The sequence below is a fragment of the Flavimaribacter sediminis genome, from assembly GCF_019492055.1.
Lineage (GTDB): Bacteria > Pseudomonadota > Alphaproteobacteria > Rhizobiales > Rhizobiaceae > Flavimaribacter > Flavimaribacter sediminis.
Genome location: NZ_JAICBX010000003.1, coordinates 683,710 through 703,490, shown reverse-complemented (window position 1 = coordinate 703,490; position 19,781 = coordinate 683,710). Strand labels below are relative to the sequence as shown.

At 61.0% G+C, this 19,781-nt stretch carries 13 protein-coding genes; 5 read left to right on the top strand and 8 right to left on the bottom strand.

Annotated elements, in window-relative coordinates; genetic code table 11:
• Positions 1-2: 2 nt before the first annotated feature.
• The 5 genes from urtE to urtA form a co-directional block, all read right to left on the bottom strand.
• The gene (gene urtE, locus K1W69_RS18935; RefSeq protein ID WP_220229977.1) at positions 3-704 is read right to left on the bottom strand and encodes an urea ABC transporter ATP-binding subunit UrtE; all 702 of its coding nucleotides are present in this window, start codon (positions 702-704) and stop codon (positions 3-5) included.
• A 23-nt stretch (positions 705-727) separates the two neighbouring features.
• Positions 728-1,477 (bottom strand): urea ABC transporter ATP-binding protein UrtD, encoded by a 750-nt coding sequence (gene urtD / locus K1W69_RS18930; protein WP_220229976.1) that lies wholly within the window; start codon positions 1,475-1,477, stop codon positions 728-730.
• On the bottom strand, positions 1,474-2,625 hold the full coding sequence (urtC, locus tag K1W69_RS18925) for an urea ABC transporter permease subunit UrtC (protein ID WP_220229975.1): 1,152 nt from the start codon (positions 2,623-2,625) through the stop codon (positions 1,474-1,476). Before urtC ends, urtD begins: the two co-directional genes overlap by 4 nt.
• A complete protein-coding gene (gene urtB, locus K1W69_RS18920) occupies positions 2,622-4,232 on the bottom strand; it encodes an urea ABC transporter permease subunit UrtB (protein ID WP_220229974.1) in 1,611 nt (536 codons plus the stop codon). The genes urtC and urtB overlap by 4 nt, the downstream gene beginning before the upstream one ends.
• 77 nt (positions 4,233-4,309) lie before the next feature.
• Positions 4,310-5,545 carry an urea ABC transporter substrate-binding protein gene (urtA, locus tag K1W69_RS18915; RefSeq protein WP_370688276.1) on the bottom strand — a complete coding sequence of 412 codons (1,236 nt, stop codon included), beginning with the start codon at positions 5,543-5,545 and terminating at the stop codon, positions 4,310-4,312.
• Between the two features lie 451 nt (positions 5,546-5,996).
• On the opposite strand from urtA, the gene K1W69_RS18910 reads away from it, so the two are divergent.
• From K1W69_RS18910 to K1W69_RS18900, 3 genes are all read left to right on the top strand, one after another.
• Positions 5,997-7,481, top strand: coding sequence for an NAD-dependent succinate-semialdehyde dehydrogenase (locus tag K1W69_RS18910; RefSeq protein ID WP_220229973.1), 1,485 nt, complete (start codon positions 5,997-5,999; stop codon positions 7,479-7,481).
• 505 nt (positions 7,482-7,986) lie between these two features.
• The gene (locus tag K1W69_RS18905; protein WP_220229972.1) at positions 7,987-11,793 is read left to right on the top strand and encodes an autotransporter outer membrane beta-barrel domain-containing protein; all 3,807 of its coding nucleotides are present in this window, start codon (positions 7,987-7,989) and stop codon (positions 11,791-11,793) included.
• A 185-nt stretch (positions 11,794-11,978) separates the two neighbouring features.
• Positions 11,979-12,809: an SH3 domain-containing protein gene (locus tag K1W69_RS18900; RefSeq protein ID WP_220229971.1), complete on the top strand. Its 831-nt coding sequence runs from the start codon at positions 11,979-11,981 to the stop codon at positions 12,807-12,809.
• 14 nt (positions 12,810-12,823) lie between these two features.
• Here K1W69_RS18900 and K1W69_RS18895 read toward each other — a convergent pair whose 3' ends face one another.
• Positions 12,824-13,513 carry a winged helix-turn-helix transcriptional regulator gene (locus K1W69_RS18895; RefSeq protein WP_220229970.1) on the bottom strand — a complete coding sequence of 230 codons (690 nt, stop codon included), beginning with the start codon at positions 13,511-13,513 and terminating at the stop codon, positions 12,824-12,826.
• A gap of 122 nt (positions 13,514-13,635) precedes the next feature.
• Here K1W69_RS18895 and K1W69_RS18890 point away from each other — a divergent pair, with 122 nt between their 5' ends.
• Complete coding sequence (locus tag K1W69_RS18890; protein ID WP_220229969.1) at positions 13,636-14,451, top strand: class I SAM-dependent methyltransferase; 816 nt, start codon at positions 13,636-13,638, stop codon at positions 14,449-14,451.
• Positions 14,452-14,485: 34 nt separating this feature from the next.
• On the opposite strand, the gene K1W69_RS18885 is transcribed toward K1W69_RS18890, so the two are convergent.
• Positions 14,486-15,670, bottom strand: a complete 1,185-nt coding sequence (locus K1W69_RS18885; protein WP_220229968.1) for an amino acid aminotransferase — start codon at positions 15,668-15,670, stop codon at positions 14,486-14,488.
• Positions 15,663-19,139, bottom strand: coding sequence for an indolepyruvate ferredoxin oxidoreductase family protein (locus K1W69_RS18880; protein ID WP_220229967.1), 3,477 nt, complete (start codon positions 19,137-19,139; stop codon positions 15,663-15,665). Before K1W69_RS18880 ends, K1W69_RS18885 begins: the two co-directional genes overlap by 8 nt.
• Positions 19,140-19,277: 138 nt before the next feature.
• Here K1W69_RS18880 and K1W69_RS18875 point away from each other — a divergent pair, with 138 nt between their 5' ends.
• Complete coding sequence (locus K1W69_RS18875) at positions 19,278-19,745, top strand: Lrp/AsnC family transcriptional regulator (protein ID WP_220229966.1); 468 nt, start codon at positions 19,278-19,280, stop codon at positions 19,743-19,745.
• The last annotated feature ends 36 nt before the right edge of the window (positions 19,746-19,781 follow it).

The window sequence follows — 19,781 nt, the reverse complement described above, 5'->3', positions numbered from 1 at the left end:
GCCTATACCATCAGGTGGCGGCGTACCTCCGGCTGGTCGAGGTCTTCGGCCGGCCCCTGATGCACGATCTCACCACGATCCATGATATAGACTGAATCGGCCAGTTCGCGGCAAAAGTCCAGATATTGCTCGACAAGAAGGATCGTCAAACCCGACGTATCGCGCAGAAAGGTCAGCGCCCGTCCGATGTCCTTGATGATCGACGGCTGAATTCCTTCCGTCGGTTCGTCGAGAAGCAGGAGTTTCGGCCGGGTGACAAGCGCGCGGCCAATGGCCAGTTGCTGTTGCTGGCCGCCGGACAGGTCGCCGCCGCGCCGCGACAACATGTCGTTGAGAACCGGAAACAACTCGAAGACTTCAGACGGTATGGTCCGGTCCTTGCGCTTCAGGCAGGCGAAACCCGTTTCGAGGTTCTCGCGCACCGTCAGCAACGGAAAGATCTCGCGGCCCTGCGGGACAATGGCGATGCCCTTGGAAGCCCGCACGTAGGGCGCATTGCCGTTGATCGACGCATCCTCGAAGGTGACCGCGCCGGACGAGACAGGATGCTGGCCGGTGACAGCGCGCAGGAGAGACGTCTTGCCGACGCCGTTGCGGCCCAGAACACAGGTAATCTGCGAGGGCTCCGCCTTGACCGTTACGCCGCGCAGCGCTTCCGCAGCTCCGTAGTGGAGGTGGATGTCGTCAACCTCAAGCGTTGTCATGACGTTTCCCGTTTCATCCCGTTCTAGCGCCCGAGATAGTTTTCGATGACTTTTTCATTGGCGCTGACATGGTCGAGCGACCCTTCGGCCAGGACAGAGCCTTCGGCGAGAACCGTGACCTTGACGTCGAGATTGCGCACGAAGCCCATATCGTGCTCGACCACGACGACAGAGCGGGTTTTCGCGATCTCGCGCAGCAGCTTGGCGGTTTCGTCCGTCTCGGAATCCGTCATGCCGGCGACGGGTTCGTCGACCAGCATCAGCTTCGGTTCCTGCGCCAGCAGCATGCCGATCTCCAGCCACTGTTTCTGGCCATGCGAGAGATTGGCGGCCAGTTCGTCGCGGCGCGCAATCAGGCGGATGGTCTCGAGGATCTCGTCGATCTGCTCGCGATCCTTGCCTGTGGTTTTATAAAAGAGCGTTGAAAAGACGCCGCGCTTGCGGTTGAGCGCCAGTTCCAGATTGTCCCAGACCGTGTGGCTTTCGAAGACCGTTGGCTTCTGGAACTTGCGGCCGACGCCCATGGCGGCGATGTCGGTCTCGTCGTGCTGGGTGAGATCGATTTCGCCGTCGAAGATGACATATCCGGAATCCGGACGCGTCTTGCCGGTGATGATGTCCATCATCGTTGTCTTGCCGGCGCCGTTCGGACCGATGATGGCGCGCATCTCGCCAGGCTTCAGGACCATCGACAGATTGTTGATGGCCTTGAACCCGTCGAAGGCGACGCTGACGCCGTCGAGATAGAGCAGGCTGCCCTTGGCTTCCTTCATTCCGCCGCCGCCTCTTTTGCCGCCGAATGCAAGTTCGGGTGTTCATCCCTGGGTTTCGTTGCGCGGCCGTACAGTCCGCTGACGCTGCCGACGATGCCTTTCGGCAGGAACAGGGTCACGCCGACAAACAGAGCGCCGAGCGCGAACAGCCAGAATTCCGGGAAGGCGGCGGTGAAGAATGTTTTGCCGACATTGACGAGGACGGCGCCGATGATCGGTCCGACCAGCGTGCCGCGTCCGCCGACGGCGGTCCACACCACAACCTCGATGGAGTTGGCGGGCGCGAACTCGCCCGGATTGATGATGCCGACCTGCGGCACATAGAGCGCGCCGGCGACGCCGGCCATCATCGCCGAGACGACGAAGACGAAGAGTTTCACGTTTTCGACGCGGTATCCGAAGAAGCGGGAGCGGCTTTCGGCGTCGCGGACCGCCACCAGCACCTTGCCGAATTTCGAGCGCACGATGCCCGAACAGATCAGGAAGGAAATCGCGAGCGCGATGCAGGACGCGGCGAAGAGCGCCGCGCGCGTGGTGTCCGCCTGGATGTCGAAGCCGAGAATGTCCTTGAAATCCGTCAGTCCGTTATTGCCGCCGAAGCCCATTTCGTTGCGGAAGAAGGCGAGCAGCAGGGCGTAGGTCATGGCCTGGGTGATGATCGACAGATAGACGCCCGTGACGCGGCTGCGGAAGGCAAACCATCCGAAGACGAAGGCGAGCAGGCCGGGCACGAACAGGATCATGATCGCCGCGAACCAGAACATGTCGAAGCCGTGCCAGAACCACGGCAGTTCCTTCCAGTTCAGGAACACCATGAAGTCGGGAAGCACCGGGTCGCCATAGACGCCGCGGGTTCCGATCTGGCGCATCAGATACATGCCCATGGCGTAGCCGCCCAGCGCGAAGAAGGCGCCGTGGCCGAGGGACAGGATGCCGCAATAGCCCCAGACGAGATCGAGCGCGAGCGCGAGCAGCGCATAGCACGTATACTTGCCCATCAGGCTGATTGCGTAGTTGGGGATGTGGAAGAAGCTGTCGCGGGGCAGCGCAAGGTTTGCGATGGGCACGAAGATCGCGATCGCGACGAGGATCGCGACGACCCAGCTTGCCTTCTTGTCGAGCGCCTTGATGATGAACGGGGTAATCATGCTTCCACTGCGCGTCCCTTGAGCGCAAACAGGCCGCGGGGACGTTTCTGTATGAACAGGATGATGAAGACCAGGATGAGGATCTTGGCGAGAACCGCGCCTGCGAAAGGCTCAAGGAACTTGTTGGCGACGCCGAGCGTCATCGCCCCGATCAGCGTGCCCCAGAGATTTCCGACGCCGCCGAACACCACGACCATGAAGCTGTCGATGATGTAGCTCTGGCCGAGATTGGGCGAGACGTTCGAAATCTGCGAGAGCGCCACGCCGGCGATGCCGGCGATGCCCGAGCCGAGCGCAAAGGTGAAGGCGTCGACCCAGGGCGTTCGTATGCCCATGGACGAGGCCATCTTGCGGTTCTGCGTCACCGCCCGCATCTGCAGGCCGAAAGGCGTCTTCTTCAGCACCACGAAGAGTGCGGCGAAGACGAACAGCGAAAACACCACGATCCATAGCCGGTTTGCGGTAATAACCAGACCGCCGATTTCATAGGCACCGGACATCCAGTCCGGATTGCCGACTTCCTTGTTGGTCGGGCCGAAGATGGTTCTCACGCCCTGCTGCAGGATCAGCGACACGCCCCAGGTGGCGAGCAGGGTTTCCAGCGGGCGTCCGTAGAGGAAGCGGATGACGCCGCGCTCGAGGATCAGTCCGCAGCCGCCGGAGACGGCGAAGGCCAGCGGCAGGGCGATCAGCAGGGAATAGTTGAACAGTTCGGGGAAGCTGTTGCGGATGATTTCCTGCACGACGAAGGTCGTGTACGCGCCGAGCATCACCATTTCGCCATGCGCCATGTTGATGACGCCCATCACGCCGAAGGTGACGGCGAGGCCGATGGCCGCCAGAAGCAGCACGGAGCCGAGCGAAACGCCGTACCAGATCGTCTGGCCGTAGTCCCAGAGAACCAGCGTCCGCTCTATCTGTTCGACGGCTTTGTTGGCGGCCTCGGCGACGGCGGGGCTGGCGTTGAAGGTGACGCCCTTCAGCAGATTAAGCACATTGCGTCCGCCGTTTTCAGCGACCAGATCGACGGCCTCGATCTTGGTCTCGTCGGACGCATCGGTGTTGAGGATGACGGCGGCGCGCGCCAGGTCCATCTTTTTACGGACCGTCGGGTCCTGCTCTGCGGCGATCGCCTCGTCGAGAAGTTCCAGACTTTCCGGATCGCCGGATTCGAAGATGGTTTCGGCTGCCGATATCCTGACCGACGGGTCCTTGCTCATCAACGTCAGGCCGCCTACGGCCTTGTCAATCAGCCGTCTGAGGCTGTTGTTGACCTTGATCTTTTCGACGGCGCCGGAGGCAACGACCTCGATCTCTTCACCGGTAATCGGATCAAGCAACGCCAGGTCGCGACCGGATTTCCTGGTGATGTAGACGGTCTTGTCGGATTTCTTGAAATAGAGGTCGCCGTCTTTCAGCGCCTGCAAGGCGGGCACGACGTCGGAATTGCCGGTGGCGGCGATCGCCTCGACCTGTGCGATGCGCTGTCTCAACTTGCCTTGCGACAGCTCGTTGATCAGATCTCTCGGATCGCTCTGCGCTGCGGCGGGCAAAGCCAGGAGCGGCAGAAGGAGCAGAAAGACGAGAAATCGGAACGGTTTGAGCATGGGCTTCAGGCCGGGCTACCAAAAAGAAGGGAATGCGGAGCGGCGGGCGCCGTGGCGCCCGCCGATAGTTTCGGGGCTTAGCTGCCCTTGCCGCCGCAGGTGGCGGTTTCAACGTTGAAGTTGCCGCACTCGAGAGGCTTGCGCCAGTCGGAGATCAGCTTGGCCGAATCCGGCAGGAAGTCGGACCAGGCGTCGCCCGGCACCAGACCGTCTGTGGAATCGACGACGTCGAACTGACCGTCTTCCTGGATTTCACCGATCAGCACCGGCTTGGTGATGTGGTGGTTCGGCATCATTGCGGAATAGCCGCCCGTGAGGTTCGGGACGGATACGCCGACCAGGGCGTCGATGACGGCGTCGGTGTCGGTCGTGCCAGCCATTTCGACGGCCTTAACCCACATGTTGAAGCCGATATAGTGTGCTTCCATCGGGTCGTTGGTCACGCGGTCGGGACCGGTGAAGGCCTTCCAGGTTTCGATGAATTCGGCATTTTCGGGCGTGTCGACGGACTGGAAGTAGTTCCAGGCGGCCAGGTGGCCTACGAGCGGAGCCGTGTCGAGACCGGCCAGTTCTTCCTCGCCCACGGAGAAGGCGACGACGGGAATGTCGGTTGCTTCGATGCCCTGGTTGCCGAGTTCCTTGTAGAAGGGAACGTTGGCGTCGCCGTTGATGGTGGAGACCACGGCGGTTTTCTTGCCTTCGGAACCGAACGCCTTGATGTCGGACACGATCGTCTGCCAGTCGGAGTGACCGAACGGCGTGTAGTTGATCATGATGTCTTCTTCAGCGACGCCCTTGTCCTTCAGGTAGGCTTCGAGGATCTTGTTGGTCGTGCGCGGATAGACGTAGTCCGTTCCGGCAAGCACCCAGCGCTCAACGCCTTCGACGTCGAAGAGATAGTCAACGGCGGGGATCGCCTGCTGATTCGGAGCAGCGCCCGTGTAGAAGACGTTGCGCTGGCTTTCTTCGCCCTCATACTGCACCGGGTAGAAGAGAATGCTGTTCAGCTCCTCGAATACCGGCAAGACGGATTTGCGGGACACCGACGTCCAGCAGCCGAAGACAGCGGCCACCTGATCGACATCGATCAGTTCGCGGGCCTTTTCGGCGAAGAGCGGCCAGTCGGACGCCGGATCGACGACGACAGCTTCAAGCTTCTTGCCGAGGAGACCACCCTTTTCGTTCTGCTCTTCGATAAGCATGAGCATCACGTCTTTGAGGGTCGTTTCGGAAATAGCCATCGTGCCGGACAGCGAGTGAAGGATGCCGACCTTGATCGTGTCCTCCTGCGCCGTGGCGACAGTCGTCATCATCGCGGCGGCGATTGCAGCAAGACCAAGGGTTTTGGCCTTTCCAGTCAAAATACTCATTCATTTCTCCCTGAGAAGTATTTGCACCGAATACCGCTTCGCACGAATCGTGCCAGATTCCGATTTGGCGATGCTCATCCATGTAACTTTTTGAATCAAAACATATATTTATATGAGAAAAGGGCGAGCCGGTGCTCATCGCGTTTCGATGTTTTCGGTTCGGGCCTGTCCCGTGTAAAGGGATGCCTAATTTTTAGGCAAATCGACGCAATGCGCGTCAAAAGGTAGCGAATTCCGGATGACGGGCGCTGCGGTATGGGCTAGTTAGGTGTCACCGGCCACTTGGCCGGTAGAGGTATTTGCACCAAACCTCCGCCCTGCGCCGTACCCCGGCGCGGGGTTGCGAGACAATCCTTAAACACTGTCGAAACATCACCCGATCCGGAGATATATCATGAGCATTGCTTCCACATTGAGTTCCAAACTGTCAGATCCCGATCTGGTGAAAGCGGCGGGCTATATTAACGGGGAATGGATCGAACAGTCGGATGAGGGCGGCTCGTTCGATGTGACCAATCCGTCGAACGGCGACGTGATTGCGACGTTGCCCGACATGAGCGCGGCCGAGACGAAGCGCGCCATCGATTGCGCCTATGACGCACAGAAGGCGTGGGCCGCAAAAACCGGCAAGGACCGCGGCGCGCTTCTGCGACGCTATTTCGAATTGATGGTGGAGAACGCAGACGATCTCGCGACGATCCTGACCATGGAAATGGGCAAGCCCTGGCCAGAGGCGCGCGGCGAGATCCTGTATGGCGCGTCCTTCATCGAATGGTTCTCCGAAGAGGCCAAGCGCGTCTACGGCGACACCATTCCGGGACATCAGGCCGACAAACGCATCGTCGTCATCAAGCAGCCGATCGGCGTCGTGGGCACGATCACGCCCTGGAACTTTCCCAATGCGATGATCACCCGCAAGATCGGTCCGGCGCTGGCGACCGGCTGCACCGTTGTCTCGAAGCCGGCGAAACAGACGCCGCTTTCCGCGATCGCGCTGGCTGTGCTTGCGGAGCGCGCCGGATTTCCGGCCGGCGCATTCAATCTCGTCGTCGGCAAGTCCAGCTCGGCGATCGGCAAGGAGCTGTGCACGAACGACAAGGTGCGCAAGATCACCTTCACCGGTTCGACCGAGGTCGGGCGCATTCTCATGCGGCAGAGCGCGGAGCAGATCCAGAAGGTCGGGCTGGAGCTCGGCGGCAACGCGCCGTTCATTGTCTTCGATGACGCCGATGTCGACGCCGCCGTCGATGGCGCGATGATTTCCAAATACCGCAACGCCGGCCAGACCTGCGTCTGCGCCAACCGACTCTATGTCCAGGCGGGCGTCTATGACGAATTTGCCGAGAAGCTGGCGAAGAAAGTCGGCGAGCTGAAGGTGGGCGACGGCTTCGAGGAAGGCGTGACGACCGGCCCGCTGATCGACGAGGGCGGCCTTGACAAGGTCAAGGAACACGTCGCCGACGCAACGTCCAAGGGCGCCAAGGTGCTGATCGGCGGCGTGGAAGACAGCCACGGCGGCACCTTCTACCAGCCGACGGTTCTGACCGGCGTGACCACAGACATGAAGGTCGCGCGCGAGGAGACGTTCGGTCCCGTGGCGCCGCTCTTCCGCTTCGATACGGTGGACGATGTGATCGCCATGGCGAACGACACGGAGTTTGGTCTCGCGTCCTATTTCTATGCGACCAACATGAACCGGGTCTGGAAGGTGGCAGAAGCGCTAGAATACGGCATGGTCGGCATCAACACAGGCCTGATCTCCACCGAAGTCGCCCCGTTCGGCGGCGTCAAGCAGTCCGGCCTCGGCCGCGAAGGCTCGAAGTACGGGATCGAGGACTTTCTGGAAATCAAGTATCTCTGTTTCGGCGGCGTGGAATAGGCCTGTCGGGCAGGCAAGCTATTTCAGATCTGCTGCTTTCGGATGCCTGGGGACGGCGACAGTTGTCGCCGTCTTGCGTTAGTCAGGCTTTGATTTTCAAGTAATTCTATAAAAAATTAACTATAATCATTGATAACGGTTACGTTTTGCTTCAAATCCCGTTTGTTATTATTCATTTGGTAAGAAACGGCCGAATTTCCCTTCATAAACACGCATTTCGTTGTGATTTTGCAACATTGACATCAAAAAAAGAATTCACTCTCGCAATATTACTTTACGATGTCGGATGTGTTCTGATACTGATCGGAGCGATCATAGTATGTGTCGTCTCGATATCATGTGCGGGACGATCTGAGTCAATGGAGTGACGGATCCCGAAGGCAATCGAGTTTAGTTTGAGTAACGGGTAGCAGGTCAATCCTGAGTCGGCTTTCTTCTTCCGCCGCGACGCCATCATCAAACACTGTCGATTGACTGTTCGATCCGTCGAAACGGGGGTATACCGATGACGCCACGCCAGACATCTGCAAAATCCGGAAAAGCTGTTGAATCGAAGCGTCTGAGGAAACGACTGCTATCGGGCACAGCGATCGCGTTGTTCTCGGGCGTCGCGTTTTCCGGCCTGGCGGTTCTGACGCCATCTTCAGCCCAGGCGGACGATGAGTGCGGCGTTCTGTCGAACGACGGCTCGACCGACCTGATCTCGTGCGGCCCGACGGAAGGCCAGGACGGCATCAGCTACCCGGCCGTGCAGGACGACCTGGAGATGAACCTCAACGGCACGACGCAGAACACGACCGCCGACGGGGTGTGGATTTCCAATGACACCGGCTACGGCCCCGACGTCGTCGTCTACACGACGCAATATCCTGGACCGATCAATCCCGCCATTTATTCCAATGATTCCGATCCGGCGCTGGCGGTTGAATTGAACGAGGGCGGCAACATCACCCTCGATCACGATTACGGCGCGTTTACAAACAATGATGACGGACAGGGCGTCAATCTCTACACGTCCTCCGGCGACATCAATGTGGACATTGCAGACGGCGCTTCCGTAACGGCCTATGACAATACCGGTCTCAACCTTTATGCCGAAAACGGCGATATCACTGTTGTGAACGCCGGAACGGTTTCGGGCGACGGAGACGGTGATTATTACGGCGGAAACGGTCTTTACGCCTCGGCTTCCGGAACAGTCGACATCACCAACAGCTCCATGACCTCGATGGTCGGCGCCGATAACGGTATGGAAGTCAACTATTCCAACCAGGTGCTGATCAACAACACGGGCGGCCTGACTGTCGGTCTTGGCGGCGAAGGCATCGAGATCAACGACATCTACGGCAGTTCGTTATCCCAGGACGAGGCGAGCGTCGGCATCATCAATACGGCTGGCATTATCGCCGGTTACTGGGATGGCATCGACGTCTCGGATGTCTGGAATTCCGATGAGATGCCTGAAAACGAACTCTATATCGACAACAAGGGCGAGATGGAGAACGATGCGGTCGTGACCCGCGGCGGCCTTATTCTCGGCACGTTCGGACAGGGCGTTGATCTTGACGAGATCGACGGCGACGTCGTCATCGACAACAAGGAGACCTGGAACAAGGGTCTGAGCATCGCCGGCGTCGAGACGGCGATCGGCAGCTATTCCGGCGACGTTGAAGCCCTCGCGACCGGCCTCTATGACGCCGGTCTCTCCGGCATCTTCGGCGAAAGCCACGGCATCCGGCTCTATGACATCGGCGAGCCCAGCTACGACAATGACGGCTATGTGATCATCGACAACAGGCTTGGCCTGATCGGCGGCTACAACGGCACCGGCGTGGAGATCGGCAATGTCGGAATGAACGCGCCCGGCTATACGTCAGTAGACTTCGACAACAGGGGCGGGCTCGTCGCCGGTCTGGACGGATACGGCATCAACATCTATTCAACCAATGGAAGCGTTGAAATCGACAACGGCTCCTATGGCTACGACGACGACAACAACTACATCGGCGGCGGCACAATACTGGCTCTCGGCGACGACTATCAGGACGGCGTATACCTGTCCGACATCGGCGCCGACGTCGTCATCAACAATATGGACGGCCTGATCTATTCGGCGACAGGAGACGCTGTCGACGTGGAGGGCGTGGGCGCCACGGCCTATGTCGGCTACTACGGCGCCGGCGGGTACTATTCCGGCGACAACGCTTTTTATATCGCCCCGATGGGCAGCGCAGTCGAGATGTCCTCCTTCTATAGCGGGTATATTCATACGGGCGGACTTGCCGTCGGTTACGGCAGCGAAGACATGCCTGTGTATTATGTTGGTGGTTTCGACGAAGTCGAGATCATGAACACCGGCATTGCCGGCAGCGTCAATCTGCCCGGTTTCACGGTTGACGGCGACACGATCAACACCAGCATCCTGAATGGCGTGCCTGTCGACTTCTTCGCTGATGTCGACGATTACGACGGCACGGCCGACATCTGGTACGAGGTCGCAAGCATTTCCGACTACGCCCTGTCTGCGGGCGCCGCCGGCAGCCTGAGCAATCTGGAAAACTACGCCGATGCGGCTGACGACGTCCTGATCGTCGCCGAGGAGTATTACAACTTCAACTTCGACAACTCCGGCATCGCTGTTGGCCGCGTTCTTCTCGAGGACACGGACTACGCAAATACGGTCAGCAACTCCGGGGCCTGGTATACGCTGGGTGAGAATTACCTCGGACAGACCGGCCGCCTCTACAACGAGAGCGACGGCGTTATCCAGACCGCTTTCGGCGACGGCGACTCCGATTCCGCGACATTCGCGCTCAACTGGTTCGACAATGACGGCGCGTTGAGCATGGTTGACGGCGACGCCTATGACCGCACCTATGTCAACTTCCTCAACACGAGCAGCTACACCTCGGGCTGGGGCGGCTACGGTCACGTTGCGGTCGATGTCGATCTTTACAACGGTATGTCCGACCGTCTCGTATTCTCGAACTACTCCTCCGACTACGCTTACAATATCGAGGGTTCGAACGGCGTAATCGTCAATGTGTTGAGCAGCTCGCCGGGCGGCATCAACGAGTACGGCATCGACGTTGTGGAGTATGACGAAAACGCCTACATCGACAATAACTGTTACGGGCCGTGCGTCGAAGGCGACGCCTTCTATATATCTTCGGCGTCCGACGGTTATTTCAACTGGGGCAACACCGGCATGATCGCCGACGGCATGTTCGCCTGGTACATGGCGCAGGACGAAGACTATGACGAATTCGAGCTGCGCAGCACCTGGGCGCCGACCGTCGACCAGCTTCCGTCGCTCGTGACGCAGGTTCAGAACACCTGGTACCAGACCAACGACGTGGTCGCCGATCACATCCGCGGCAATCGCTGGCCTGAAGCCTTCGGCACCACCTACAACGCCGACTTCATCACCGCAGCGCCCACTCCGGTCGCGCCGATCGAAACCGCCGCATACAACAAGGGCGTCTGGCTGAAGGTTCAGGGTTCGTGGACCGACCGGGACACCGAACTTGCCCGCTCTGTTGGCGGTGTGACGTCGGTGGTCGACACCAGCTACGACCAGGACATCTACAGCATCATCGGCGGTATCGACATGCGCTTTGGCGACGACGGTCCGTTCCGCGCAGGCCTGTTCGGCGGCTACGTCAGCTCGCAGTCCGACTTCACGTCCTGGGCCGCCTCGGCGGACTTCGACGGCGCGACCATCGGCGCCTATCTCGATTACACGAAGGGCAACTTCTACGTCGATGCGACTATCAAGGCCGACTTCCTGAGCGGCGACTACACGGCCAATGTGAACGGCGTCAATGCAGTCTCCGGAAGCCCGGACGCAACCAGCGTCGGTATCCTCGCCAATACAGGCTACCGCTTCCAGGGCAATCGCGGCTATATCGAGCCGATCGCCTCCATCGCCTATGTCAGCACCAGCCTCGACGACTTCCAGTCGGGCGGCGCAGCAGTCAGCTTCAGCGACGGCAACAGCTTTCGGGCCGGCGCCGGCGCCAGGATCGGCACCGACTTCGACATGTCAAGCGGCGCGCAGGCGGAAGTCTCTCTGCTCGGCAAGGTGTGGAACGAGTTCGATGACGCCAACAGCGTGACTGTGACGGACATTGGCTCAGGCAGCTCCGCAACATTCCAGGACGGCATCGACGGCGTCTTTGGAGAAGTTTCGGCTGTTCTGAACGTGACCAACGCCAACAGGTCGATGTCGGGCTTCATCTCGGGCGGAACCGAGTTCAACAGCACCTACACGACCCTGAACGCAAAGGGCGGCTTCCGGGTCAACTGGTAAGCCTCACCCATAGTCGAAAATCTTCGGACCGGCGTCTTCGCGACGCCGGTCTTTTTGTGTCTGCACAGGCATGCCGCGATATCACCGCATGTTAACATAGTAAACGCAATGTGAACCCGTCACCCGAATTTCGCCCGAAACTGCCCTTTTAGTGCACGATGAAAAGAAATGCGGAGACGGGATTCATGGACAGGAAAAACGGACTGATGTCCGACATGGAGGTCCGGAGGATTGGCGCAGACCTGGAAACGCGCAAGGCCCGGCACCTTCTGCCGCTCGCGGTTTTCGCTCTTGCCGGAATCGGCATAGGCACGGCTCTGGCGCCTGATTTCACGACTGTAGGGGCGGCGTCGGAAGAAGAAAAACCCGAGATCAGGATGGCGCAGACGGTCGCCGTTGTTACGCCGGAAGACGAGCGATCTTTTGAGGCGCCGGCGACCGCGACTGCGTCCACCCCAACCAAACGCGCCCGCGTGGTTCGGGTCAGGGCCCCGGTCTCAACCGGAGAAGCGCCGGATCTCAAGCAGACGGCCAAGCGGATCAATCCGTTGCTGCGTCAGGATGTCGCCGCGGTGCGTCTCGCCAACGCCTGGGTGGAGTCGGAAATCGATACGGCGCGGACAGGGTCGATCGACCGCAACGCCGAAGACATCGCGATCGCCGACACGGAAGAAAAGCTCGTCGCGATGGAAGAGCCGGTCGAGGAAGACGGCGTTACGGAAGTGATCCTGTCGTCGCTTTCTTCCGAGCATGCGGCGACGATGCCGGAGCCGGCCAAAAAACCGGAGAAGGTCGTCGAGAAAGCGCCGCAAGCCGATGACCACGGATTGGTCGCCGGCCGCACGACCAAGGCCGTCAATCTGCGTTCCGCCCCGGCCAACGGCTCCCGCGTCATGCAGGTGGTGCCGGCCAACGCGGCGATCAAGACGGACGCGTCATGCCGCCACTGGTGTGAAGTCGTCTATGACGGCAGCAAGGGTTATATCTACAAGTCCTTCATCCGCAAAACCAGCTGACGCGAGCCCGGACGTTACTCTTGCCCGGCCGGCTGGACATGGGCGAGTGAACTGACGCCCAGCCACGCGCGCAGCGTCTTTGCGGCCATCCGGTCGCCATGCGCCTCAAGCCGGTCCGCCTCCAGAGCCTGCGTCAGGGACATGTCTCCCCGCCAGACATAGATCAGCGTCGGCAGATCCGACCGGACATAGAGGTCGACGTCGAAGCCGGGCTCCTTGATGCACAATTCGCAGCGCTCCTTTTCGTTGAGGAACCACCAGCGGCGCTTGTGTGCGGGCTGATCGGTGAACTGGATCTCGACGACGGCGCGCTCCTTTTTGAAGGCGGACGGATTGACGCTGTTTTCCATAGCCCAGAGAAGCAGATCCAGGTCGATTTCGTGCTCCTGAAGCTGGCGACGCGTCCAGCGCTGTCCCCAAACGCCAAGCGCAATGACGATCGGCACGAATTCCTCGCCGGCGGGCGTCAGGTGATAGGTCCAGCTTTGCCGGCCCTCGGCCCTTCGCCGCTCGACGACGCCTTCCGCCTCCAGCTGTTTCAGACGCCTGGAAAGCAGGGTGGGCGAAGCGAGCGGAATGCCTCGCTGCAATTGGGAAAACCGGGTCGCGCCGACGGCCAGGTCGCGCAGGATGAGCGACGTCCATCGCTCGCAGAAAACTTCGGAGGCCTTGGCGATGGGGCAGAACTGTCCGTAGGTCTTCATGGCGTCTTTCTCCCTGGAGAAGAGAATACCATTCGTTGTAGCTGGCGAATACTACACTTCGTGTACTGTTTTCGCCCGCCGGCGCGTGGTCTCCTTCGCATGACAAACGCAAGGAGGCGAAAATGCTTGATACGGATACGACTGTTCTTTCCCATCACCGGGACGCAGCCCGGCTCTGGGGCAAGGGCGGCAGGGACTATGACGATATCAGTTTCGTTATTTCCGACGCGCTCGCCCATGCGGCCCAGCGGCTTGCTGCATCCGCCGGCGACGCGGCGCTGGATGTGGCGACCGGCACGGGCTGGACGGCGCGCAACGTGGCGCGCAGCGGCGCCGACGTGACGGCCGTCGACATCTCCGAGGCGCTTCTCGACGCAGCCGTCACCCTCTCCGGACCGGGGCATCCGCCGATTCGCTACAGGCAGGCCGACGCGGAAGACCTGCCCTTCGCCGACGCGCAATTCGACAGGGTGATCTCGACCTTCGGGGTGATGTTCGCGGCCAATCACGAAAAGGCTGCATCTGAACTTTCGCGCGTGTGCAGGCCGGGCGGCCGGCTGGCGCTCGCCACCTGGGTTCCCGGCGGCAGCGTCGCCGAATTCTTCGGGCTGATTGCCAGTCACGGCGATGCGCCGGCGCCGGCGCGCTCTCCGTTCGACTGGGGCGAGCCGGACTGCCTTGAGGGGCTACTCGGCGGTTCATTCGATCTGACGTTCGAGCGGGGCGTAAGCAACGCCTATCACGATTCCCCGGAGCACATCCGCAACTGGTACATGCGCGGGTTCGGGCCCGTGCGCGATGTCATGGACAGGCTGGAGAGAGACGCCCGAACGGCCTTCATCCGGGACCTCGACGCCTATCACGCGCGCTATGAGACAGCGGACGGTCTGCTGCACATCAAGCGCGAGTATCTGGTGACGATCGGCGAGCGGCGATGAGGCGAACCGGCGGCGCTGCAGCCGCCGGAGATCACTACTCGATCGACGACACGATGGCGCGCGCCACCTCGTCGAGCCGGTTATCCGGCAGGCCGGCGATATTGATGCGGCTGTCGCCGACAATGTAGATGCCGTGATCGGCGCGGATGCGGTCGATCTCCTCCGGCGCGATGCCGAGACGCGAGAACATGCCGCGCTGGTCGGCGATGAAATCGAAGCGCGAGGAATTGGATTCGCGACGCAGCGCTTCGGCGAAGCCGGAACGGAGCTTCAGCATGCGGTTGCGCATGTCGTTGAGTTCGGTGATCCATTCGCTTTTCAGATGCGGATCCGTCAGCACCATGCGCACGATCGCTGCCCCATGGTCCGGCGGCATCGAATAGACGGCGCGGGTCACCGACATCAGCTGCGTGAAGGTCGCTTCGGCCTGCGCCGGAGCCGCTGCGATGATCATCGCGGCGCCCACGCGTTCGCGATAAACGCCGAAATTCTTCGAGCAGCTTGCGGCAATCAGCATTTCCGGCACTTTCGAAGCGAGAAGGCGCAAGCCGGCTGCGTCTTCCTCGAGCCCGTCGCCGAAGCCGAGATAGGCGAAATCGACAAAGGGCAGCAGCCCTTTTTCCAGACACAGATCGGCGATCGCCGCCCATTGTGCGAGGTCGAGATCGGCGCCGGTGGGGTTGTGGCAGCAACCGTGGACCAGCAGCACGTCGCCGGGCTTTGCCGCCGACAGCGCTTCCATCATCCCGTCGAACAGCAGCTTGCCGTTCTTGGTGTCGTAATAGGGGTATTGCTGCGTCTTCAGACGCGCGTTCTTGAGCAGCGGCATGTGGTTCGGCCATGTCGGATCGGAGAGCCAGACGGTCGCATCCGGCGCCGTGCGTCCGATCAGCATGGAAAGGATCGACAGCGCGCCGGTGCCGCCCGGGGCCTGGCAGATCCGCGCCCTGTCCATGGACACGCTGTCGCCAAGCACCAGCGACGCCATCTCGGCGCAGAACTCCTTGTCGCCCTGGACCCCGACATAGGCCTTGGTCTTCTGGGAATCGAACAGGCGCAATTCGGCCGACTTGACGGCGGCCAGAACCGGCGTGTCGCCATGGCTGTCCTTGTAGACGCCGACGCCGAGGTCGAGCTTGTTATCCCGCGGATCCTCGCGAAACTGCATCATCAGCCCGAGGATCTTGTCGGCGGGCGCGGCCTGTACGTTTTCAAACATTGTGCAATTCCCTGATTGCTGCGCTGGGCGCCGGCTGCGGTGACGTGTTCAGTTCCGAAAGCCGACGGGTCATGTCTGTTCGGACCCTTGCTACCGCTTCTTGCTTGACGGGTCCATAGCCTCTTATGTCCATCGGCAGCGCAAGCGCCGCGCGCCACTGGCGCTGATTGTCGCGGTCGAGACCATTCAGGCAGGTTTCGACAATCCTACCGTACCAGACTATCAGGTCTCGCTCCATGCGGCGCTCCTGCGTGTATCCAAACGGATCGAGCGGCGTGCCGCGCAGGCCTTTCATATGTTTGAGGACCCGGAACGCCGAGAGCATCCACGGGCCGAAGGCGCGCTTGGGCGGCCGCCCGCGCCAGTCTTTTTCGGAAGGCACAAGCGGCGGCGCAAGATGGTAGTGGATGCGGAAATCGCCTTCGAATTTCTCCTTCAGTTCCTCCAGAAACGCCGGACGCGCATGCAGACGCGCAACTTCGTACTCGTCCTTGTAGGCCATCAGCTTGAAGAGGGACCGGGCGACGGCTTCCGTGACGCCTTCGGTTCCCTGCTCCTTCTCGCGCGCCTGGACGCGATCGACGAGGGCGCGATAGCGTTCGGCGTATTTCCGGTTCGCATAGTCTTCGAGAAACGCCTCACGGCGGGCGATCGTGCGCTCCAGCGTCTCGATGGTCGGCTGTTCGTCCGCGTCGCCCGGTACGAGATCCGGCCGCGCCTGCGCGATGCGGCCCCAGTCGAAGGCCTTCCTGTTGGTTTCGACGGCGACGCCGTTCAGTTCGATCGCCCGCATGAGCGCAGCCAGCGAAACCGGGACAAGCCCCGCCTGCCAGGCCATGCCGAGCATCATCACATTGGCGAAAACGGTGTCGCCCAGCAGGCGCGTGGACAGCGCGTTGGCGTCCACTGAGGCAATGTCGTCGCGACCGATGGCGCGCCTGATCGCCTCGACGCGGCGGTCGACCGCGAGGTCGGCGTCGCGGGAGCGGACAATCTCGCCCGTTGGCATTTCGGCGAGATTGAGAACGGCCGCCATGCCGGGTCGGTAGGTCGCCGAGGCCTGAGGCGAGGAGGCGACGACGATGTCGCAGCCGATCAGCGCGTCGGCTGCGTTGCTGTCAATGCGCACCTGGTTGATCGCGTCCGGCGTCTCGCCGATGCGGATGTAGCTCAGGACCGGTCCGAATTTTTGTGCGAAACCGGTAAAGTCGAGCACCGAAGACCCCTTGTTTTCAAGATGGGCGGCCATGGTGATGAGCGCGCCGACGGTGACGACGCCGGTGCCGCCGACGCCGGTGACCAGCAGGTCGTAAGGTTCATCGAGAGCGGGGAGCTGCGGCTGGTCGAGCAGCGAGACAAGGCCGGAACTGTCGACCACATCGGGCCGGGTCTTGCGGCGTTTGGCGCCCTCAACGGTGACGAAGCTCGGGCAGAAGCCGTCGAGGCAGCTGAAATCCTTGTTGCAGGTCGACAGGTTGATCTGGCGCTTGCGGCCGAAAGGCGTCTCCTTCGGTTCGACGCTGAGGCAGTTGGACTGGACGGAACAGTCGCCGCATCCCTCGCAGACGAGGTCGTTGATGACGACGAAGCGCTCCGGATCCTCCATCGTTCCGCGCTTGCGGCGGCGGCGTTTTTCCGTGGCGCAGGTCTGGGCGTAGATCAGCACGGAGACGCCTTTCACCTCCCGCAGTTCCCTCTGCACCGGGTCGAGGTCCTTTCGATGGTGCAGGGTCACGCCGGCAGGCAGCTTGGACAGGGAAAAATTCTCCGGTTCGTCGGAGACCAGCGCTATGCGCTCCACGCCCTCGCTGCGCACTTCATGGGCGATGGTCTCGACGCTGACCGGACCGTCCACAGGCTGGCCGCCGGTCATGGCGACGGCGTCGTTGAACAGGATCTTGTAGGTGATGTTGGCGCCGGCGGCAATCGCCTGCCGGATCGCCATGGAGCCGGAATGATACCAGGTGCCTTCGCCGAGATTCTGGAAGATGTGGCCGTTGCCGGTGAATTTCGACGAGGCGGCCCAGTTGACGCCTTCGCCGCCCATCTGGATGAGGGAGGATGTCTCGCGATCCATCCAGCTCGCCATGAAGTGGCAGCCGATGCCGGCGAGCGCCTTCGATCCTTCCGGGACCTTCGTGGAAGTGTTGTGCGGGCAGCCGGAGCAAAAATAGGGCGTGCGCGCGCCGGCCCTGATTTCGATGGGCTGACTTGCGGCCCCGGTCAGCTGCGCCGCCCGCCTGCCGTATTCGTCCGTGCCGAACAGCCGGTCGAGGCGGCCGGCGACGATCGGCGCGAGCTGCATCGGAGAGAGTTCGCCGGTCCAGGGCACGAGACGGTTTCCGTCCTCGTCGCGCTTGCCGACCATGTGGTCCGGCTTGTCGCCCGGGAAGTCATAGAAATATTCCTTGAACTGGCTTTCGATGATGCCGCGCTTTTCCTCGATCACCAGCACCTCGCGCTTGCCGCGCACGAAATCCAGCGCGTCGCGGCGCGCAAGCGGCCAGACCATGCCGACCTTGTAGATGTCGATTCCGATCGACCGGCAGGCGGCTTCGTCGAGACCCAGAAGCCGCATCGCCTCCATCAGGTCGAGGTGGCCCTTGCCGGTGGTGACGATGCCGAAGCTGGCGTTCCCGACGCCGTAAATCCGGCGGTCGACGGGATTGGCCTCGGCAAAGGCGAAGACCGCCTCTTTTTTCGCCTCCATGCGCTCCTCGATCTGCGGGCCGGGCAGATCCGGCCAGCGATAGTGCAGGCCAGTGTCCGGTATGGCGTGATCGGGCGAGACGAACTGCCGTGAAGGGCGCAACTCTAAGGAGGCTGCCGCCTCCACCGTCTCGGAGATTGCCTTGAAGCCGACCCACATGCCGCAATAGCGGCTGAGCGCGTAGCCATATTCGCCGAACTGCAAATATTCGCCAATGCTCGCCGGATTCAGCGTTGGCATGAACCAGGCCATGAAGGCGACGTCCGACTGATGCGGCATGGAAGACGAGACGCAGCCGTGATCGTCTCCGGCGACGACGAGAACGCCGCCATGGGGAGAGGAACCGTAGGCGTTGCCGTGCTTGAGGGCGTCGCCAGCCCGGTCGACGCCGGGGCCCTTGCCGTACCAAAGGCCGAAAACGCCGTCGACCTGCCTGTCGGGACTGGTCTCGACCTGCTGCGAGCCGAGCATGGCGGTTGCGGCGAGGTCCTCGTTCACGGCCGGAAGAAACTCGATGTGGTTATCCTTCAGCCGGTTTTTGATGCGCCAGAGTTCGAGATCGACGCCGCCGAGCGGCGATCCGCGATAGCCGGAGACAAAGCCCGCCGTGTTCAGGCCGGCGGCGCGGTCGCGCGCGGCCTGGTCGAGCAGGATGCGGGCGAGCGCCTGTGTGCCTGTCAGATAGACGCGACCTTCGCTCCGGTCATAGCGATGGTCGAGGGTGTAGTCGCTATCGAATTGCGGTGATGCTGCGGTCATGCGCCTGCTCCCTGGCGTCTGAAAAGTATATTGGAACAATTCTAGCCTAATATGCTGGATATATCTTTCAATCTTGCTTGAACCTCTGTCAATTTTGGATAATTTTACCGGAAACTGCCGAAAATATGAAAGATATGTATGACGATTGATAATCTGGACAGCCGCGACAGCCAGATCCTGAGGCTACTTCAACAGGACGGCCGCATGTCGAACCAGGTGCTGGCCGAGAAGGTCGGCCTGTCGGCCTCGGTCTGCTGGCGGCGCGTCAATGCATTGGAAAAGGCGGGGATTATCGAGCGTTACGCGGCTGTTGTCGACAGCGCGAAAGCCGGCTGGGGGTTCCAGGCCGTCGTGCATATCAGTCTCGCCCGCCAGGACAGCAGCCATGTGGAGGATTTTATCGCCAGGGTCATGGCGCGCGAGGAAGTGCTGGAGTGTCTCTCGACCACTGGCGACGCCGACTATCATCTGAAGGTGATCTGCCGGAATCTGGACGCCTATAACAGTTTTCTCGAAACGTTCCTGTTTCGCATTCCGGGGATCGCCCACGTCAAGACCAATGTGGTGCTGAAGGAAATCAAGAAGGCCTCCTACATTCCGGTTTAGTTCATTCGCGCGTCGCTGTATGGTTGCGCCGTTCAA